This is a genomic window from Nocardioides sp. Z50_6 (assembly GCF_058215755.1).
Window position 1 is genome coordinate 288,151 of sequence record NZ_JBZAJB010000001.1, and the last position, 16,640, is coordinate 304,790.

Genomic DNA, 16,640 nt, shown 5'->3' on the forward strand with positions numbered 1-16,640 from the left:
GAGACTAACCAGTGCTCGGTGGCCGCGATGCTCAGGCCTCGCGGCGCTCCTTGATCTTGGCCTTCTTGCCCCGCAGGTTGCGCAGGTAGTAGAGCTTGGCGCGGCGCACGTCACCGCGGGTCACGACCTCGATCTTCTCGAAGATCGGGGAGTTGAGCGGGAAGGTCCGCTCCACACCGACGCCGAAGGAGACCTTGCGGACGGTGAAGGTGCGGCCGACGCCCGAGCCGTGGATGCGGATCACGACACCCTGGAAGACCTGGACACGCGAGCGGTTGCCCTCGGTGACCTTGACGTGGACCTTGATGGTGTCACCGGCCCGGAAGGCGGGGACGTCGTCGCGCTTGATGGCGTTGCCGATGTCGGCGATGAGGTTGGTCATGTCGCTCCTCGCGGGTGCCACAGGTCAGCCGCGGTGTGTGGTGGGACGGGAGGTGTCGGGCCAGCGGGCCACCCGGCGGGTGGCAGATGGTCGGCGGTGTCGGGCTCCCCCTGTGGCAGGGGCCCGGCACAGGTCCCCCGCGTGAACTCCTCGGGGCCACCCTTCGACCGACTGGCCAGCGGCCAAGTCTGCCACAGGGCCGTCAGCGCCGAGAAATCCGCTTGGTGAGCACCACCGGGCCGGACCGGCCCTCGCCCGTCGCGGCGACCCGGAAGCCCGCCTTGCGGTACATCCGCAGGTTGTCCAGGCTGCCGGTGCCGGTGCGCAGGCACATCGAGGTGGCCGCGTCCGGCGCGACCCGCTGGACGTGCTCCAGCAGCACCCGTCCCAGCCCACGGCCCTGCAGGTCGGGAGCGACCATCAGGCGCCCGATCTCCCACTCGTTCCCGACCAGCCGGCCGCGGACCGAGCCCACCAGCCGGCCGGCGGAGCGGACGACGTAGGTGTCCCAGGAGCGAAGCGACTCCTCCACGTCCTCCAGCCCCTCGCGCAGCGGGGGGAGGTCGAGGTCGTCGTTGGCGAACGCCTCCTGCACCCAGCAGGCCAGCTGCAGGGTCAGGATCTCGCCCGCGTCGCTGCGGCGGGCGGCCACCACCTCGACGCCGTCGACCAGGGTGCTGGCGTGCAGCAGGTCGGGCCGCCGCTCGGCGGTACGGCGCAGCGCCTCGCTCCGCCGCCAGGCCGAGATCGCCGCGTGGTTGCCCGAGAGGAGCACCGGCGGGACCTCGTGGCCGCGCCAGGACTGCGGCTTGGTGTAGACCGGGTACTCCAGCAGGCCGCCCTCGTGGGACTCCTCGGTGAGGGACTCGGGGTTGCCCATGAAGCCCGGCAGCAGCCGGACCACGGCCTCGGTGATCGCCAGCGCCGCGACCTCGCCGCCGTTGAGGACGTAGTCGCCGAGCGAGATCTCCCGCACCTGCGCCACCTCACCGGCATGGTCGATCACCCGCTGGTCGATCCCCTCGTAGCGGCCGCAGGCGAAGACCAGGTGCTCGTGGGTCGCCAGCTCACGCGCGACGTCCTGGGTGAACGGCGTCCCGCTGGGGGTGGTGAAGACCACGGTGCTGCGCGCACCGGCCCCGACCAGCTGGTCCAGGGCCTCACCCCAGGGCTCGGGCTTCATCACCATCCCCGCGCCCCCGCCGTAGGGGGTGTCGTCGACGGTCCGGTGCCGGTCCCGGGTCCATGCCCGCAGGTCGTGGACCTCGACCTGCAGCAGGCCGGCGTCCCGGGCCTTGCCCGGCAGGCTCAGCTCCAGGGGCCGCAGGTAGTCGGGGAAGATGGAGACGATGTCGATCCGCACGACTCAGTCCTCGTCGGGGAAGGGGCTCACCAGTCCGGGCCGGTCCGCGACGACCAGCCGCCCGGCGGCGAGGTCGACCTGCGGGACCAGCGCCGCAACGAAGGGCACCAGCGTCTCCCGGCCGTCGGTGGCCGTGACCTGGAGCAGGTCCTGGGCGGCGCCGGGGACCAGCCCGCGCACGGTGCCGATCGCCCGCCCCTGCTGGTCGACCACCTCCAGCCCGACCAGCTGGTGCTCGTAGAACTCCTCCGGGTCCTCCGGCGTGGCGTCGAGGGGGATGTCGGCGTGCATCACGATCCCGCGGGCGGCCTCGGCCGCGTTGCGGTCGGCCACCTCGGCGAAGCCGAGCAGCAGCACCCCCTGGTGCCAGCGGGCGGACGTGACCGTCAGCTCGCGCAGCTGGCTCGCGGAGCCCTTCGGGGGCTCGACCCGGAGCCTGGTGCCGATCTCGAAGCGACGCTCCGGCTCGTCGGTGCGCACGTCGACGGTCACCTCGCCCCGAAGACCGTGCGGCTTCCCGATCCGACCCACCACCACGTCGATGCTCTCCACGGGCTCAGGGTAGAGGGCGACGTGCGGCCAGACGCATCGTGGGCGCCACCCTGACGGGTGACGCCCACGACGTGGTTCTGCTCAGAGCCCGGCTCAGCGCCTGCGGTCGACGTCCACGAAGTCGATCCGCGCACCGCCCCGGCCGGCGAGGGCCGAGATGACGGTGCGGAAGGCGGTCGCCGTGCGGCCGTTGCGGCCGATGACCTTGCCGAGGTCGTCGGGGTGCACCCGCACCTCGAGGATCGAGCCGCGGCGCAGCTCCTTGTCCCTGACCGAGACGTCGTCAGGGTTGTCCACCACCCCGCGGACGAGGTGCTCCAAGGCATCGGCCAGCATGCTCAGGCCTCGCTCTTGCCAGCGTCCTCGGCGGTGATCTCCTCGGCCGCCTCAGCGGCCTCGGCAGCGACCTCGGGGGTCTGGTCGGCCGGCACGGCGGCGGGCTTCTCCTCGACCTTGTCCTCGGTCTTCTTGTCGTCCTTCTTCGACGACTTCTTGGTCACCGCACCGGCCTTGGGCTCGCTGGCGGCGTCCTTGAGGGCCTCGTTGAAGATCTCGAGCTTGTCCCGCTTGGGCTCGGCCACCCGCAGGGTGCCCTCGGTGCCCGGGAGGCCCTTGAACTTCTGCCAGTCACCGGTGATCTTGAGGATGGCCTCGACGGCCTCGGTCGGCTGCGCGCCGACGCCGAGCCAGTACTGCGCCCGGTCGGAGACGACGTCGATGTAGGACGGGTCCTCCTTCGGGTGGTACTTGCCGATCTCCTCGATGACGCGCCCGTCGCGCTTCTTGCGCGAGTCGACGACGACGATGCGGTACTGCGGCACCCGGATCTTGCCCAGGCGCTTCAAACGGATCTTGACGGCCACGTTTGTGGTGTCTCCTTGCGAAGTTGAGGTTGGTGAGCGAGCCGCAACCAGGTGGGGACCGGGTCGGATCACTCGGAGGGCACTGACTCGTCCGGATGAGAGGGTCCGTACGGACAGGACACGAGGAAATAGTCTGCCAGATGTCAGCCTCGTCCCACCAATCGCCTCCGCGGTCCCGGACACGGAGCGGCGGCCGGGCCCCCGAGACGTCAGGCCACCACCCGCCCGCGCAGCACCACGCGGGCCGGTTCGTAGAGCACCGAGAGGTCCAGGCGCGGGTCCCGGTCGTAGACCACGAAGTCGGCCGGGGCGCCCTCGGAGAGGTCGCCGTTCCAGCCCAGCCACTCGCGCCCCTTCCAGGAGACCGCGGCCAGCACCTCCTCGGCGGGCAGGCCCATCCCGGCCATCGCCAGTGCCTCGCCGGCCAGGTGACCGTGCCGGCCGGGCCCGCCGCCGTCGCTGCCGACGTACATCTGGACCCCCGCCTCGTGGGCCGACATCAGCACCTCGCGGCGCCGGGCGTAGAGCTCGTCCATCGTCGCCGAGTAGGCCGGGAACTTCTCCCGCCCACCGGCGGCGAACTCGGGGAACTTGGCTGTCTGCATCACCGTCGGCACCAGGGCCACCCCGGTCGCGGCCATCTGCTCCACCTGGGCCACGGAGAGGCCGGTGCCGTGCTCGATGCAGTCGATGCCCGCGTCGAGCAGGCCCTGGAGCACCTCGACCCCGAAGCAGTGGGCGGTCACCTTGGCACCGTGCCGGTGCGCCACCGCGATGGCCTCGGCGAACGCGGACGGCGGGAACGACGGCGCCAGGTCGCCGGCCTCCCGGGAGATCCAGTCCCCCACCAGCTTGACCCAGCCGTCCCCGGCGCGCGCCTGCTCGGCCACGTAGGCAGAGAGCTGCTCCGGCTCCACCTCGTGGCCGAAGTTGCGGATGTAGCGGCGCGTCCGGGCGATGTGGCGCCCGGCGCGGATCAGCCGGGGCAGGTCGTCGCGCTCCTGGACCCAGCGGGTGTCGCTGGGCGAGCCGCAGTCACGCAGCAACAGCGCGCCGGCGTCGCGGTCGGCGATCGCCTGCCGCTCCGTCTCCTCGTCGCTGACCGCGCCGGGGTCGTCCAGGCCCAGGTGGTTGTGGGCGTCGACCAGCCCCGGGACGATCCACCCCGACGCCACCGTCTCGGCACCCGGCTGCGGCTCGTGGGTGACGCGGCCCTCCACCACCCACAGCTGTGAGGCCTCGCCCGTCGGCAGGACCGGACCCGAAAACCTCGACGCTCTCATGGGGCGACCGTAAGCCACGCGCCCCACGCGAGGCCGCTACTGTCCTCGGGTGAGTGTGGAAGGACACGCGGCCCGAGGCCTGCGCAACCTCGGCCTGTTCCTCAGGTTCGGCCTGGTCGGCGCCTCCGGCGTCGTGGTCAACCTGGCCACCCTGGTGCTGGTCAACCGGCTGGGCTCCCACCCGGACGGCGCGGTGGTCGGCCTGCCCCTCACCGACTTCAACGTCCGCTGGTACCACGTCTTCTCCACCGTGGCGTTCCTGGTGGCCAACGTGTGGAACTTCCAGCTCAACCGCTCCTGGACCTTCCGCTCCAGCGGTCACGCCCGGTGGTGGGACGAGTACTGGCCGTTCCTGGCCGTGGGGCTGCTCGGGCAGGTGATCGGCCTGCTGCTGCTCACCCTGCTGATGCACCCGGGCTCCGCGCTGGCCCTGCCCACCGACGTGCTGGATGACTCGACCGGCTTCCGGACCCGGCTGTACTGGGGCCAGCTCATCGTGATCCTGGTGGTCACCCCGTTGTCGTTCGTGCTCAACAAGCTGTGGACCTTCGCCGCCGTCCGCGGCCACCGGCCCGGGCACGGAGCCGGCCGGCAGTCATAGCTGCTCCCAGAGCCACGCGGGGCTCATCACCATCGCCCCGAGCCCCTCGACCTGCGCGCGGAGGAACCGGTCGGCGGTGATGACCGTGACACGCCGCCCCGCCTCGCGGGCCGCACGGGTCTGCGCCACGATCGCGGAGTCCCCGTCCTTGGGGGCGTGCACGGTCAGCACGTGCGCGTCCCGGCCGGCCCGCACCCCGCCCTTGGCCGCGCCCTCCAGCACGAGGGCGATCTGGTCGTGCGGCAGGTCGGCCACCAGCAGCGCCTCGTGCAGCCGGCGCGCGGCGCCGGCGCGGTCCTTCCACCAGCCGTCGGGCCGCGAGCCGACCACGTTGGCCGCGTCGACCACGAGCAGGGTGCCGTCCACGGGGCGGGTGATCCGTCAGCTCACTTGAGGAACTTGGAGAAGTCCTTGGGCAGGTCGAGCGCCGCGGCCGCCTTCTCGTAGTCGATCTCCTCGCCGCCCCCGAAGGGGTTGGCGCCCGCCCCGGGCTGCTTGCCGCCGGCGGCCTTCTGCGCCGCCGCCTTCGCCGGGTTGCCGGAGACCCGCTTGGACTTGCCCTTGCCCTTCTTGGGCTGCTTGCCGCGCTTGGGGCCACCCATGCCCGGCAGGCCCGGCATGCCCGGCATGCCCGGCATCCCGCCCTTGGCCATCTGCTGCATCATCTTGCGCGCCTCGAAGAAGCGGTCGACGAGCTGGTTGACGTCGGAGACGGTGGTGCCGGACCCCTTGGAGATGCGGGCCCGACGCGAGCCGTCGATGATCTTGGGGTTGGCCCGCTCGGCCGGCGTCATCGAGGAGATGATGGCCTGGATGCGGTCGAGCTCGCGCTCGTCGAAGTTCTCCAGCTGCTCGCGGTACTGCCCCATCCCGGGCAGCATCCCCATGATCTTCGTCATCGAGCCCAGCTTGCGCAGCTGCTGCATCTGCTGCATGAAGTCGTCGAGGGTGAAGTCGCCCTTGCCCTGGAGCAGCTTCTCCGCCGCCTGGAGCGACTGCTCCTGGTCGAAGGCCTTCTCGGCCTGCTCGATCAGGGTGAGCATGTCCCCCATGTCGAGGATCCGCGACGCCATCCGGTCGGGGTGGAACAGGTCGAAGTCGGTCATCTTCTCGCCGGCGGAGGCGAACATGACCGGCTTGCCGGTGAGCGAGGCGATGGAGAGCGCGGCCCCACCGCGGGCGTCGCCGTCGAGCTTGGTGAGCACCACGCCGTCGTAGCCGACTCCGTCGAGGAAGGCCTGGGCGGTGCTGACCGCGTCCTGGCCGATCATCGCGTCGACCACGAAGAGGACCTCGTCGGGGTCGACCGCGTCGCGGATGTCCGCGGCCTGCTTCATCAGCTCGGCGTCGACGCCGAGCCGGCCCGCGGTGTCGATGATGACCACGTCGTGCAGGGTCCGCTTGGCCTCCTCCAGCGCCGCCCGGGCCACCCGGACCGGGTCGCCGACGCCGTTGCCCGGCTCCGGTGCGAAGACCGGGACGCCGACCCGCTCGCCGTTGACCTGGAGCTGGTTGACGGCGTTGGGCCGCTGGAGGTCCGCGGCGACCAGCAGCGGCGTGCGGCTCTGCTCCTTGAGCCAGAGGGCCAGCTTGGCCGCGAGGGTGGTCTTGCCCGCACCCTGGAGGCCGGCGAGCATGATCACCGTCGGCCCGGTCTTGGCGAAGCGGAGCCGCCGGGTCTCGCCGCCGAGGATGTTGACGAGCTCCTCGTTGACGATCTTGACGATCTGCTGGGCGGGGTTCAGCGCCTGGCTGACCTCCTCGCCCCGTGCGCGCTCCTTGACCGCACCGACGAACTCCTTGACCACGGGCAGCGCGACGTCGGCCTCGAGGAGGGCGATCCGGATCTCCCGGGCGGTGGCGTCGATGTCGGCCTCGGAGAGCCTCCCCTTGCCACGGAGGTTCTTGAAGGTCTCGGCGAGCCGGTCGGAGAGTGTGGCGAACACGTGCGTTCCTTGCGTCGAGGGCCCCAGGGCGCGGGGCGGAGGTGGGGCGATGGTGCCGCGATGGCTGCGCACAAGACTAACCGGCCGCCCCGCACCCGCGTACCTCGCGGCGCTCAGGTCAGGGCGGCCCTGACCGCGTGGGCGGCCGACGCCGCCCGGGCGTCGGTCAGCGCTCCGCCACCGATCTCCTGGAGGTAGAAGACGTCGACCGCCTGGGGGCCGAGCGTGTCCACGTGGGCGGAGGTCACCGTCATGCCGAGCGCGGCGACCGCCGCCAGCACGTGGTGGAGCAGGCCGGGGCGGTCAGCGGCGCGCACCTCCAGCACGGTGGCCCGCCGGGACGCCTCCGGCCGCACGGCGACCGACGGGTCCAGCCCGCGGGTCTCGATCGGGCGCAGCCGGGCCGAGGGCTCGATGCGCCCCTCGACGATGGCCTCGAACCGCTGGCGCAGCACGGCGGGCTCCAGGCCCGTCCCCGAGACCTCCCACTGGGAGACGGCCAGGTCGCCCTGGGACCAGGCGCGAGCCCCCCGGACCGGGGTCCGGTGCAGCGCCAGCATGGCGGCCACGTCCGCGAGCAGGCCCACCCGGTCCGGCGCCATCACGGTGATCATCGACCCGTCGTCGCTCGCCTCCACCGTGATCGAGACGGGAGCCGTCCCATCGACCAGGACCTCGGGCACCGGCAGCTCACGGTCCGCCGGGTCGAGGAGCGTGCCCACGTCGTGTCCCTCGTCGAGGACGGCGTCGGCGCGCCGGACCAGGGCGCCCACCAGCCCGGCACGCCAGCTCGACCACGCCTTCTCCGACGCGGCCAGCGCGTCGGCCTCGGTCAGGGCGGCGAGCAGCTGGAGGGTGAGGCGGGTCTTGACCCGGTCGGTCACCTCCTGCACCGTGGTCGGGTCGTCGACGTCGCGGGTGGTGGCCACGCCCGGCAGCAGCAGGTGCCAGCGCACGAGCGTCCCGATCACCGCGACGTCGGCGGGAGAGAACCCCATCCGGGCGGCCACGGCGCGGGCCAGGGGCTCGCCCGCGATGCTGTGCTCCACCAGGCCCCCCTTGCCGATGTCGTGCAGGAGTGCCGCGACCATCAGCAGGTCGGGGCGGGGCACCCGCCGGATCAGCCGCGACGCCTCGATGCAGGTCTCGACCACGTGGCGGTCCACGGTGAAGCGGTGGATGACCGAGGCGTGCGGCAGCAGCCGGATCCGCTCCCACTCGGGCAGCAGGCCATCCAGCCCGCCTGTCTCCTCCAGGGTCTCCCACACGCCCAGGAGCCCGGGCCCCGAGGCCAGCAGCCGCACCATCAGGTGGCGGGCCTCCTCGGTCCAGGGGTTGCTCAGGGGCGGTGACTCCGCGACCAGCCGGGCGACGGTCGCCGGGGCGAGGACCAGGTCGCGCTCGGCCGCCTCGGTGGCCGCCCGCAGCAGCAGGAGGGGGTCCGAGGACGGCTCCACCCGCCCGTCGAGCACCACCTCCCCCGCCGACTCCGCCACCCCCGGGGCCAGCGGCTGGAGCCGGGGCCGGCGAGCGCCGGTGGCCCGCGGCCGGGCCAGCACCGCCTCCACCCGGCGCCAGGTCAGGCGCGAGAGGTGGGCGATGCGCCGGCCGTGCCGCCGGACGTCACGCTGCGCAGCGTCGGCGCTCGGCAGTCCGAGTCCACCTGCGATCTCCGCCCAGCTCTCCGGGCCCACCCGGTCCACGGGCCGGCCGGTCGTGGCGTGCAGGTGGTCGCGCACGTCCAGCAGCGCCTGGCGGCCGCGCTCGAGCTCGACGTGCGGCACGTCGACCAGCCACGTCGCCACCAGCGCCCGCAGGATGCAGGCGTCCCGCAGCCCGCCGGCCGCCTCCTTCAGGTCTGGCACCGAGGCGTGCGCCAGCTCGCCGACCAGCTCGTGGCGGCGCCGCACCATCGCGGCGAGCTCGGGGAGCCGCTCGCGGGCCGCGCGCCGCCACTCGGCGAGCACGGTGGTGCGCAGCCGCAGGGTCAGGTTGGGGTCCCCCGCGAGGTGGCGCACGTCCAGCAGCCCGAGGGCGACCTTGAGGTCCGCCGCAGCGGTCCCGACCATCTCGCTGAAGGAGCGCACCGAGTGGTCCAGCCGGGCACCCGAGTCCCACAGGGGGTACCAGAGCACCGAGGCGAGCGCCGCCGGGTCGAGCCCGTCGTCGTGCACGAGCACGACGTCGAGGTCGGAGCAGGGCGCCAGCTCGCCGCGGCCGTAGCCGCCGACCGCCACCAGCGAGAAGCCGGTCTCCGGCCCTCCTGCCGCCTGGTAGGCCTCGCGGCAGAGCGCGTCCGCGCGCGCGGTGCGCTCAGTTCGTTCGACCTGGGTCATCGGTTCTCCTCATCCGGACATGGGTGAGGCCCGTCCCCGACGGCGTGCGCCGCCCGGGACGGGCCTCCCCCGACCTGTGCGTGGGACGTGCGGCTCAGAGAGCGGCTTCGTCCTTGTCGCCCGTCCGGACCCGGACCACGGTGTCGACCGGGCTGACCCAGACCTTCCCGTCGCCGATCCGTCCCGTCTGGGCGGTCTTGACCACGATCCCCACCACGTCCTCGGCGTCCGCGTCGTCGATCACGATCTCGATCCGGATCTTGGGCACCAGGGCGATGTCGTACTCCGCCCCGCGGTAGACCTCGGTGTGACCCTTCTGCCGGCCGTAGCCGCTGACCTCGGAGACCGTCATCCCCGCGACCCCGAAGGTCTCCAGGGCCTCACGGACGTCCTCCCACTTGTGCGGCTTGATGACCGCGGTGACCAGCTTCATGCGGTGGCTCCTTCCTTGACCTGCTCCGAGGTGGCGGTGCCACCGATGACTCCCCGGCGGGTGCCGCCGGCACCGCCGAAGTCGTAGCCGGACTCGCCGTGCTCGGCGAAGTCGATGCCCTCGACCTCGACCTCCTCGTCGACCCGGAGCCCGATGACCGCCTTGACCGCGAGGGCCACGACCAGGGTGGCCACGGCCGACCAGATCATGGCGAAGAGCGCGACCACGAACTGGATCACGAGCAGCTTGATGCCGTCACCGTAGAACAGGCCGCCGCTGGTGGCCAGGAAACCGATGCCGATGGTGCCGACCAGACCACCCACGAGGTGGACGCCGACCACGTCGAGCGCGTCGTCGTAGCCGAGCTTGTACTTCAGGCCCACGGCCAGGGCGCACAGGGCACCGGCGACCAGGCCCAGGATGATCGCGCCCACCGGGGAGAGCGAGCCACAGGCCGGGGTGATCGCGACCAGACCGGCGACGACACCCGAGGCAGCACCCAAGGAGGTGGCCTTGCCGTCGCGGATCTTCTCGATCACCAGCCAGCCCAGGATCGCGGCTGCGGCGGCCATGGTGGTGTTGAGCCAGACCAGGCTGGTCTCGCTGAGGAACGCCTCCGCGTCCTTCTCCGGGCTCTCGCCGCTGAAGACGATCGAGCCCACGTTGAAGCCGAACCAGCCGAACCAGAGCAGGCCGGCGCCGATCATGGTGAGCGGCAGGTTGTGCGGCTTGATCGGCTCCTTGCCGAAGCCGAGCCGCTTGCCCAGGAGCAGCACCAGCACCAGGCCGGCGATACCGGCGTTGATGTGGACCACGGTGCCGCCGGCGTAGTCGATCGGGGCCACCTCGGCACCGTCGGCGCCGGAGAAGATCAGGTCGGCCAGGCCGTTGGTGGCGCCGCTCAGGAACCCGCCGCCCCAGACCATGTGGGCCAGGGGGAAGTAGGAGAGCGTCGCCCACAGGGGCAGGAAGAGCATCCAGGCCGAGAACTTCAGCCGGTCGGCGACCGCGCCGCTGATCAGGGCCGCGGTGATGACCGCGAAGGTCAGCTGGAAGCCGACGAAGATGTAGTCCTGCCCGCCCACGTCCTTGAGCCCGAAGAGCTCGAAGGGGTTGGAGAAGAGCATCGCCACGTCCTGCGACCCGTAGGACATCGACCAGCCCCACAGCACGTAGACGACGCCGATCACGCCCATCGCCGAGAAGGACATCATCATCATGTTGAGCACGGACTTGGAGCGGCTCATGCCGCCGTAGAAGAGCGCCAGTGCTGGCGTCGTCATCATCAGGACCAGTGATGCCGACATCAGCATCCAGGCGTGGTAGCCGTAGTCCATTGGACCTCCAGTTGCCTCGGGGAGTGATGCCAGCAACCTTCGGGCCACCACATTTCGACGTGTGCCGAAGCATGTTGCGTCCATGCAACGTCTTCGGCCCTGGTGTTACACCCATGTGAACGCGGCGGGGATCGTCGCGGTGAACTAAGGTGCGGGTTTGTGAGGATCATCGGGACGCTGATGGTGCGCGACGAGGTCGACATCGTCGCCGCCATGGTCGAGCACCATCTGGCCCAGGGCCTGGACCAGCTCATCGTCACCGACAACGCCTCGGTGGACGGGACCCGCGAGGTGCTGGAGGCCTACGCCCGGACCGGGCGCGTCGAGCTGCACAACGACCCCGAGCACCGCAAGCAGCAGCGCGACGTGGTGACCCGGATGGCCCGCCGGGCGCGCACGCACTACCGCGCCGACTGGGTCCTCAACCTGGACGCCGACGAGTTCCTGGTCCCGCTGGACCGTGGCCTGAGCGTGCGCGAGGCGCTCGAGCGGACCCCCCTGCACCTCAACGCCTTCACCGTCCCGGTGGTCAACCTGATCGGCCCGGCCGGCTGGTCGGGCAGCGGCCTCTCCCGCCTGGTCTGGCGCGACCAGCGCAGCAACGAGACGCTGCGCTCGGTGGGGCTGCACGCCCAGCCGACGCCCAACGCGGTGCACCGGGGCGAGTGCGACATCGTGGTCCAGCAGGGCAACCACTTCACCTCGATGCCCAGCAACGGCCAGCCCGATCCCGCGGTGTCGATGGAGGTCCTGCACCTGCCGTGGCGCTCCTGGACCCAGTTCGAGCGCAAGGTGGTCAACGCCGGCCGCGGCTACGAGGCCTCACCGGACCTCAAGCCGAGCCCCAACCACCACGGGATGGCCGACTACCGGCGCTGGAAGGAGGGCACCCTGGAGGAGTCCTACCTGGCGCGGAGCCCCGACGAGGTCGAGCTGGCCGCCGGCGAGCCGGGCGGCGAGTTCCGCTACGAGCCGTGGCTGCGCGACCACCTGCGCGCCCTGGTCTCCCGGGCGTTGCAGCCGGACCTGCTGTCCGCCGTGCTGGAGTCGGACGAGACCTCCCCGGTGCCCGACGAGCTCGGCGACACCGCCCTGCGTCGTCACCTCGAGCTGACCCGCGACTCCGCGGAGAGCCGGACCGGCCGCACCGCCTGATCAGCGGTCGAAGCCCCGCTCGCGACGAGCCTCCAGGGCGATCTCGACCAGCCGGACGGCCCGGGCGCGGAAGGAGTGCTCGCGCCGGATCCGGGCGGCGACCTCCCGCCGCTCCTGGTCGGAGCCGAAGACCTCGTCGGGCCGGCTCAGGGAGCTGAGCTCGACGAGGTGGGCGCGCGAGGTCATCACCTGCACCGAGCGCCCGAACAGGCCGTCGAGGCCGACCACGTCGTCGGTGATCACCCGGGCCCCGCTGGCGGCGGCGTCGAAGAGGCGGTTGGAGATGAAGCCGTCGGTCCGCATGTCCTCCCAGTGGTCGTTGAGCACCACGCCCGCCGACCGGTAGGCCGCGCCGAGCCGGGAGTTGGGGAGGTAGGTGTCCTTGATCAGGCGCCCCGCCACGAACGGGCGCCACTGGCTGCCGTAGATCGACAGCGGCAGCCGCTCCTCCACCGCGGCGCGGACGATCGGGCGGTACTCCTTGCGGGAGCCCCCGACGAAGAGCACCGGGTGACCCGTGTCGGGCACGGCGAGGTCGGGGTGGAAGAGGCGGTGGTCGGTGGCCTGGAGCATCGGCTCGACCCTGATCCCCCAGTCCCGGGACTTGCGCTGCGCCCAGGTCGCCGACGCGGCGAGGAGGCGGTCGTAGGAGACCGCCTCGGCGGTGGGGAGCATCTCGGGGTGGGAGATGACCCACCCGAGGGTGACGTGCTCGAACGAGGGCCGGTAGGGCGCCAGCCCGCGCAGTACCAGGGAGACGTCGTCGAACCGGCCGGTGTAGCGCTCGTGCTCGGGACGGTGGTCGATCACCACCTCCTGGCCCAGCTCGCGCAGCGCCGCTGCCAGCGCCCGCGCGAAGTGGGTGTCGCCCCAGCGCTCGGCCTCCGGACCGAAGGGGGCGGGGTTCTTGATCGCCCACCGCAGCCGCGGCGGCGACTGGGAGATCTGCGGACGGGCCTCCCGGACCAGGACCGGCTCCGGCACCCCGAGCCGGCGCTGCTTGCGGTGCCGGAAGGCGACCGCCCGGTCCACCACGCGGAAGCCTCGCGTCGCCCACAGCTCCTCGTCGTCGCCCGGCAGGGCGTGCTCCCAGCGCTGGAGGAAGAGGGTGCGGTTGGTGTCGAAGGCGTCGAAGCGCCCCGGGGTCTGCGACTCGTGGTGGGTGACCCGGGAGTCGGGGCGGACGGTGAAGCGGCCGGGCCGGCGAGCGGCCAGCCGCAGGCACAGGTCCACGTCCTCCATCCCGTTGCGGAAGACGGGGTCGAACCCCTGGAGCGCCACCGCGTCCTCGGTGCGCAGGGCCAGGGCGGCGCCGGTGAGGGCGTGGAAGGAGAGCTCCTCGACGCCGGCCGCGTCCTCGACGGGGAAGCCCTGGAGGAAGGCGTGCGGCAGCCCGCCGGTCACGGGGAAGGCGACGCCTGCCGACTGCACCACACCGGTGGGATAGAGCAGCAGCGACTGGGCGCCGAGCACCGCGGGGTCGGCCAGGGCGTCGACCAGCGGCTCCAGCCATCCGGTCTCGACCGTGGTGTCGTTGTTGAGGAAGACCACGGTGGCGCCCCCGACGTGCGGCAGGGCCAGGTTGTTGCCCAGGGCGAACCCGTGGTTGGTGGGCAGGTGGAGGACGCGGACGCCCTCGAAGCGCACCGGCAGGGAGTCGAGCACGACCGAGGCCTCGGCGTCGCACCCGTTGTCGACGACCAGGACCTCGACGCGCAGGTCGCTGTCCTCGGCAGCGGCCATCACGCTCTCGACCGCGGCCCGGGTCATCTCCCAGTCGGCATAGGTCGGGATCACCACCGAGACCGTCCCGGGGTCGCGCGGGGTCCGGGCCGCCTCCTGCCAGTCGATGAGGGACCGGTTGAGGACCACGTCGGCCCAGGACTTCACCGTGGCGTGCTCGAGCACCGGGCGGTCGCCCGCCGGTCGCCGCCGTGCCTCCGAGGCCCACGAGGCGTGCCGGGTGACGCCCTGGAGGGGTACCGCGTGCAGGCCGAACCTGGGTGCCAGCCTGGTGACGAGCTCGAAGACCCAGGCGCCGGGCAGGTCGTCGGCGAAGCCCCCCGCCGTCCGGAGCGCCTCGCGCCGGACGACGATCCGGGCGAGGTCGACGCCGACGCGCTGGGCGACCGGCTCCCGGGGCAGCCCGCCGCCGACCAGCGCGGAGGAGCCGTCGCGGCGCACCCGGCGCAGGACGTCGACCAGCACCGACCGGTCCTCCACCTGCCCGACCGCCGCCATCAGGCGCAGCCGGTCCGGGGACCAGGTGTCGCCGGCCTCCAGGAAGGCCACCCACTGACCTCGCGCCGAGGCGAGGGCGGTGTTGAGAGCCGCCGGGCGGGCGTCCTCCGGCACCGGGACCGTCGACCAGCGGCCGTCGGGCAGCTCGGCCGCGAGCACCTCCTCCAGCTGGGGCAGGACCCCCTCGTCGAGGACCACGACCTCCCACGAGGAGAGGACCTGGGCACGCAGGGAGCGCAGGGACGTGGCCAGGTGACCGGGGTCGCGCCCCGGCGCGAGCAGGACCGTGACCAGCGGGCCCCCGGCGGGCGGCACGGGGACGACGTGGTCGTAGCCGGCGAGCACCTCCTGGCCTCGGCGCAGGTCGTCGCGCGTGCTGGCCGGGCTCGCCGCGGCGGTGCGGCGCCGGGCCCACTCGGCGCGGCGCTCGGCGATCCAGGCGAGGAGGTCGGGATTGCTCGCCTGGTCCTCCCCCAGCAGCCACTGGTTGGCTGCCGCTCCGGCGGCCGCGCCCACCTCCTGGTAGTGCCCGAGCGGGCCGTGCGGGTGCGCGCTCGCACCCGGCGTGCGCCGCAGGTAGCGGCGGGTGTCGAAGAGAGGGTGGGTCGCGGCGCGCCACGCCCGGCGGCGCAGGTAGACCAGGAAGACGTCGCGGTCGCTCAGGTCCGCGGGGTGGTGCTCGGCGAACCACTGCCGGTCGAAGAGCCGGTTGGGCGAGGGACGACGCGCGACCGGGGTGCGCAGGTAGTGCCGCACCAGCTCCAGCCGGGAGCCCACCTCGCCCGTCACCAGCGAGTACCACTCCTCGTCGAAGAGCGGCGAGTCCATCAGCAGCGACGCGTCGGCCCCCAGCTGGCCGACGCCGGCGGGTGCGCTGACCCGCCCCTCGACGACTCGTCCGAGGACGCGTCGAACCCGGGTGATGCTGGGTCGGTCCACGTGGGGCGGCCTCCTGGTCGGTTCTGGGGGGGAGCTCAGCCCAGCAGCGCGTCGACGAACGCCTCGGCGTCGAAGGGCGCCAGGTCGTCGGCTCCCTCACCGAGTCCGACCAGCTTGACCGGGACTCCGAGCTCTCGCTGGACCGCTACGACGATACCCCCCTTGGCGGAGCCGTCGAGCTTCGTGAGCACGATGCCGCTGACGTCGACCACCTCGGAGAAGACCCGGGCCTGGATCATCCCGTTCTGCCCCGTGGTGGCGTCGAGCACGAGGAGCACCTCGGTGACCGGGGCCTGCTTCTCGATCACCCTCTTGACCTTGCCGAGCTCGTCCATCAGCCCGGCCTTGTTCTGGAGCCGGCCGGCGGTGTCGACCAGGACGGTGTCCGCCCCGTTCTCGGCCCCCGTCTTGACCGCCTCGAAGGCGACGCTGGCCGGGTCGCTCCCCTCGGGGCCCCGGACGACCTCCACGCCGACCCGCTCCCCCCAGGTGGCGAGCTGCTCGACCGCGGCGGCGCGGAACGTGTCGGCGGCACCCATCACGACCTTGCGGTCCTGGGCGACCAGGATGCGCCCGATCTTGCCGACGGTGGTCGTCTTGCCGGCGCCGTTGACACCCACCACCAGGACCACGCCGGGCTTGCCGTCCTCGCCGCTGACCTGCAGGCGCCGGTCCAGACCGGGGTCGACCAGGTTGAGCAGCTCCTCGCGCAGCACCGCGCGCACGTCGGGGGACTTCGAGCCCTCGACCCGCATCCGGGTGCGCAGCCTCTCGACCAGCTCCTGGGTCGGCCGGACACCGATGTCGGCGGTGAGCAGCGTGTCCTCGATCGACTCCCAGGTGTCCTCGTCGAGGCGGTCACGGGAGAGGAGCGCGAGCAGGCCGCGTCCCAAGCCGCCCTGGGAGCCGGAGAGGCGCTGGCGGAGACGGACGAGCCGGGAGGACACGCCCTCCGGCCGCTCCACGACCGGGGCAGGCGCCTCGACGGGCGCGGTGACCGTCTCCGGTGGAGCGGGGGCGGCCGCCTCCGGCGGGGCCGTCGTCCCCGGTCGGGTGAGGACGTCGGTGCCGGCGCCCGGGGGCACCTTCGGCGCCCGACGGCCACTGGCCAGCAGACCCACCACGGCCAGCACGCTGAGGACAGCGATGCCGATGATCAGATAGAGCAGTTCACCCATGCCCCCAATCCAATCAGACCGGCCACGTCCG

Annotated in this window: 15 protein-coding genes; 2 read left to right on the forward strand and 13 right to left on the reverse strand. The window is 72.5% G+C overall.

The annotated features are described in order from the left end of the window. Positions 1-31 precede the first annotated feature (31 nt). The 6 genes from rplS to AC4BGE_RS01390 all read right to left on the reverse strand — a co-directional run bounded on the left by rplS (position 32) and on the right by AC4BGE_RS01390 (position 4,443). A complete protein-coding gene (rplS, locus tag AC4BGE_RS01365) occupies positions 32-382 on the reverse strand; it encodes a 50S ribosomal protein L19 (protein ID WP_490574120.1) in 351 nt (116 codons plus the stop codon). A 202-nt stretch (positions 383-584) separates the two neighbouring features. Further along, entirely contained in the window at positions 585-1,745 is a 1,161-nt protein-coding gene (gene trmD, locus AC4BGE_RS01370; RefSeq protein ID WP_490569869.1) for a tRNA (guanosine(37)-N1)-methyltransferase TrmD, read from the reverse strand. Between the two features lie 3 nt (positions 1,746-1,748). Next, the gene (gene rimM / locus AC4BGE_RS01375; RefSeq protein ID WP_490574121.1) at positions 1,749-2,297 is read right to left on the reverse strand and encodes a ribosome maturation factor RimM; all 549 of its coding nucleotides are present in this window, start codon (positions 2,295-2,297) and stop codon (positions 1,749-1,751) included. Between the two features lie 93 nt (positions 2,298-2,390). Further along, a complete protein-coding gene (locus AC4BGE_RS01380; RefSeq protein WP_489966845.1) occupies positions 2,391-2,633 on the reverse strand; it encodes an RNA-binding protein in 243 nt (80 codons plus the stop codon). A 2-nt stretch (positions 2,634-2,635) separates the two neighbouring features. Next, on the reverse strand, positions 2,636-3,160 hold the full coding sequence (gene rpsP / locus AC4BGE_RS01385) for a 30S ribosomal protein S16 (protein ID WP_490569867.1): 525 nt from the start codon (positions 3,158-3,160) through the stop codon (positions 2,636-2,638). A 209-nt stretch (positions 3,161-3,369) separates the two neighbouring features. After that, positions 3,370-4,443, reverse strand: a complete 1,074-nt coding sequence (locus AC4BGE_RS01390; RefSeq protein ID WP_490574122.1) for an amidohydrolase family protein — start codon at positions 4,441-4,443, stop codon at positions 3,370-3,372. 49 nt (positions 4,444-4,492) lie between these two features. Here AC4BGE_RS01390 and AC4BGE_RS01395 point away from each other — a divergent pair, with 49 nt between their 5' ends. Beyond that, complete coding sequence (locus AC4BGE_RS01395) at positions 4,493-5,044, forward strand: GtrA family protein (protein WP_490569865.1); 552 nt, start codon at positions 4,493-4,495, stop codon at positions 5,042-5,044. Here AC4BGE_RS01395 and AC4BGE_RS01400 read toward each other — a convergent pair. From AC4BGE_RS01400 to AC4BGE_RS01420, 5 genes are all read right to left on the reverse strand, one after another. Next, positions 5,039-5,410, reverse strand: a complete 372-nt coding sequence (locus tag AC4BGE_RS01400) for a PIN domain-containing protein (RefSeq protein WP_490569864.1) — start codon at positions 5,408-5,410, stop codon at positions 5,039-5,041. The two genes, AC4BGE_RS01395 and AC4BGE_RS01400, sit on opposite strands and share 6 nt — an antisense overlap. Positions 5,411-5,430: 20 nt before the next feature. Further along, the gene (gene ffh, locus AC4BGE_RS01405) at positions 5,431-6,990 is read right to left on the reverse strand and encodes a signal recognition particle protein (protein WP_490574123.1); all 1,560 of its coding nucleotides are present in this window, start codon (positions 6,988-6,990) and stop codon (positions 5,431-5,433) included. 113 nt (positions 6,991-7,103) lie between these two features. Next, entirely contained in the window at positions 7,104-9,326 is a 2,223-nt protein-coding gene (locus AC4BGE_RS01410; RefSeq protein ID WP_490574124.1) for a [protein-PII] uridylyltransferase, read from the reverse strand. A gap of 94 nt (positions 9,327-9,420) precedes the next feature. Further along, positions 9,421-9,759, reverse strand: a complete 339-nt coding sequence (locus AC4BGE_RS01415) for a P-II family nitrogen regulator (RefSeq protein ID WP_489966852.1) — start codon at positions 9,757-9,759, stop codon at positions 9,421-9,423. Next, positions 9,756-11,096 carry an ammonium transporter gene (locus tag AC4BGE_RS01420; protein WP_490569861.1) on the reverse strand — a complete coding sequence of 447 codons (1,341 nt, stop codon included), beginning with the start codon at positions 11,094-11,096 and terminating at the stop codon, positions 9,756-9,758. The genes AC4BGE_RS01415 and AC4BGE_RS01420 overlap by 4 nt, the downstream gene beginning before the upstream one ends. A gap of 159 nt (positions 11,097-11,255) precedes the next feature. Between AC4BGE_RS01420 and AC4BGE_RS01425 the strand changes: the two genes are divergently transcribed. Beyond that, the gene (locus tag AC4BGE_RS01425; protein ID WP_490569860.1) at positions 11,256-12,251 is read left to right on the forward strand and encodes a glycosyltransferase family 2 protein; all 996 of its coding nucleotides are present in this window, start codon (positions 11,256-11,258) and stop codon (positions 12,249-12,251) included. On the opposite strand, the gene AC4BGE_RS01430 is transcribed toward AC4BGE_RS01425, so the two are convergent. Both AC4BGE_RS01430 and ftsY read right to left on the reverse strand, forming a co-directional pair. Continuing rightward, the gene (locus tag AC4BGE_RS01430) at positions 12,252-15,431 is read right to left on the reverse strand and encodes a glycosyltransferase (RefSeq protein WP_490574125.1); all 3,180 of its coding nucleotides are present in this window, start codon (positions 15,429-15,431) and stop codon (positions 12,252-12,254) included. A gap of 35 nt (positions 15,432-15,466) precedes the next feature. Then, positions 15,467-16,609 carry a signal recognition particle-docking protein FtsY gene (gene ftsY, locus AC4BGE_RS01435; RefSeq protein ID WP_490569858.1) on the reverse strand — a complete coding sequence of 381 codons (1,143 nt, stop codon included), beginning with the start codon at positions 16,607-16,609 and terminating at the stop codon, positions 15,467-15,469. Positions 16,610-16,640 lie beyond the last annotated feature (31 nt).

Bases quoted from the DNA above. Each gene is read 5' to 3' on its own strand.
- ftsY (WP_490569858.1), bottom strand. From the start codon at position 16,609: ATGGGTGAACTGCTCTATCTGATCATCGGCATCGCTGTCCTCAGCGTG.
- rplS (WP_490574120.1), bottom strand. From the start codon at position 382: ATGACCAACCTCATCGCCGACATCGGCAACGCCATCAAGCGCGACGAC.
- AC4BGE_RS01410 (WP_490574124.1), bottom strand. From the start codon at position 9,326: ATGACCCAGGTCGAACGAACTGAGCGCACCGCGCGCGCGGACGCGCTC.
- AC4BGE_RS01415 (WP_489966852.1), bottom strand. From the start codon at position 9,759: ATGAAGCTGGTCACCGCGGTCATCAAGCCGCACAAGTGGGAGGACGTC.
- AC4BGE_RS01420 (WP_490569861.1), bottom strand. From the start codon at position 11,096: ATGGACTACGGCTACCACGCCTGGATGCTGATGTCGGCATCACTGGTC.
- AC4BGE_RS01380 (WP_489966845.1), bottom strand. From the start codon at position 2,633: ATGCTGGCCGATGCCTTGGAGCACCTCGTCCGCGGGGTGGTGGACAAC.
- AC4BGE_RS01390 (WP_490574122.1), bottom strand. From the start codon at position 4,443: ATGAGAGCGTCGAGGTTTTCGGGTCCGGTCCTGCCGACGGGCGAGGCC.